The organism is Dyella sp. (genome assembly GCF_035486915.1).
In the GTDB taxonomy this organism is placed as follows: Bacteria; Pseudomonadota; Gammaproteobacteria; order Xanthomonadales; family Rhodanobacteraceae; genus Dyella_B.
Map to the genome: position 1 here is coordinate 1 of NZ_DATHMR010000112.1, position 2,346 is coordinate 2,346.

Here is a 2,346-nt window from a genome sequence, read left to right on the forward strand (position 1 = left end):
GAATAAGCCGAAAGACGTGACGCCCAGCATGCCGGCGAACACCGCGATGCCGATGGCCTCGCGCATCTCACTGCCGGCGCCCGCGGCGGTCACGAGCGGAATCACACCCATGATGAAGGCAAACGAGGTCATGAGAATGGGACGCAGCCTCAAGCGGCAGGCCTCGATGGCCGCCTCGACCGGGGCGAGGCCATGCTCGACGCGTTCGCGCGCAAACTCCACGATCAAAATGGCGTTCTTACAGGCCAGGCCCACCAAGACGATGAAACCGATCTGTGTGAGCACGTTGTTGTCGGAGCCCTTCAGCCAAACACCCATCATCGCCGACAGCAAGCACATCGGCACGATGAGAATGACGGCCAGTGGCAGCGCCCAACTCTCGTATTGCGCCGAGAGGATCAAGAACACCAGCATCACGCAGATGGGAAAGACGAACAGCGCGGTGTTGCCCGCCGATTTCTGTTGAAAGGTCAGGTCGGTCCACTCGTATCCGAATCCATTGGGCAGCGTGTCCTTCAACACGCGTTCCATCGCGCTGGTTGCCTGAGTGGATGACACGCCGGGTGCGCCCTGACCATTGATATCCGCGGCCAGATACACGTTGTAATGCGAAACCCGGTCCGGCCCCGCCTCGAAGCGGATGTCGGCCACCGCGCCCATGGGCACCATGTCGCCTTTCAGATTGCGCATCTTCAGGTTGGCGATGTCTTCGGGCTGATTGCGAAATTGCGCCTCGGCCTGGGCGTAGACGCGAAAGGTGCGTCCGAATTGGTTGAAATCGTTGATGTAGGTCGAGCCCAAATAAGTCTGCAGGGTATCGAATACCGAGGACAGCGGGACGCTCTGCCGCTTGGCTTTCACCCGGTCGACATCCGCAAACAGCTGCGGCACGCTGTTTTGGTAGGTCGTGTAGGTCGCATACGGATTCAGTTCGCGCTGCTGCCTGGCTTTGTTGAGCACTTCGTTGGTGACGCGCGCCAGTTCATCGTAGCCGTGCGCTGCGCGATCCTGCACAAACAACTTGAAGCCCCCGGTGGTTCCCAGACCCTGCACCGGCGGCGGCGGCACTGCGAAGATGGTCGCGTCTTGGATGGTCGAGAATTTCTTGTTGAGCGCCTGGGCGATCGCGCCCGCGGACAAATCCTTGGTTTTGCGCTCCTCAAAGGACTTCAGCGGGAAGAATAGCACCGCCGTGTTGCTCAAGTTGACGAAGCCCTGCACCGACAGGCCGGAAAATCCGATCACATGATCGACGCCGGGCGTTTCCTTGGCCATGCCGGACATTTGCCGCACGACTTTTTCGGTGCGATCCAGCGAGGCGGCGTCCGGCAGTTGCACGATGCCGATCAGATATTGCTTGTCCTGCGCGGGAATAAAGCCGCCCGGCACCAGCCGGAAAAGACCCCAGGTGCAAACCAGCAGGCCGACGAAAATGCACAGGACGACCACGCGAACTCCGGTGATCCGCCGCACCCCATGACCGTAGCGCTCGGACGCACTCTCGAAGCCGCGATTGAACAGTCGGAAGAAGCCTCCCAGCACCTTGTTGATACCGCGCTGGAAAACATCCGGCTGCGCATTGCGCGGCTTGAGCAGCAGCGCGGCGAGCGCCGGCGACAGGGTAAGGGAGTTGAACGTCGAGATGAGGGTGCTCGCCGCAATGGTGACGCCGAACTGCCGATAGAACTGTCCGGTCAGGCCCGACACGAAGGCCACGGGAATGAACACCGCGCACAACACCAGCGCGATGGAAATGATCGGCCGGGTCACTTCCCCCATCGCGGCATGCGCCGCCGCATGGGGGTTCAAGCCCTCTTCGATCTTGCGCTCAATATTCTCCACCACCACGATGGCATCATCGACCACGATACCGGTGGCCAGCACCAAGCCGAACAAGGTCAGCGAGTTGATCGTGAATCCCGCCAGCAGCAGCACCGCGAGGGTGCCGATGATGGCGACCGGCACGGCCACCAACGGGATGACGCTGGCACGCCAGGTCTGTAAGAACACCACCACGACCAGGACGACCAACAGCACTGCTTCAAACAGGGTGTGGATGACCGACTCGATCGAGCTGCGGACGAACACGGTGGGGTCGTAGTCGATCTCGTAACTGACGCCTTCCGGAAAATTCTTTGCCAGTTCCTTCATCTTGACGCGCACGGCGTCGGACAACTGCAGCGCATTTGCGCCGGGAAGCTGGAACACCGGGATGGCGACGGCGGGACCGCTATCCAACATACTGCGCAACGCGTAATTGTCCGGACCCAGCTCCAAGCGCGCGATGTCGCGCAAATAAGTGGTCTCGCCGTTCGCGCCGCTCTTGACGACGATGTTGCCGAATTC

1 protein-coding gene is annotated in these 2,346 nt (G+C 60.9%); it reads right to left on the reverse strand.

The window, feature by feature from the left end:
* Window positions 1-2,346 (reverse strand): efflux RND transporter permease subunit (locus VK725_RS08885; protein ID WP_325317704.1); only part of this gene is annotated, 2,346 nt, incomplete at both ends.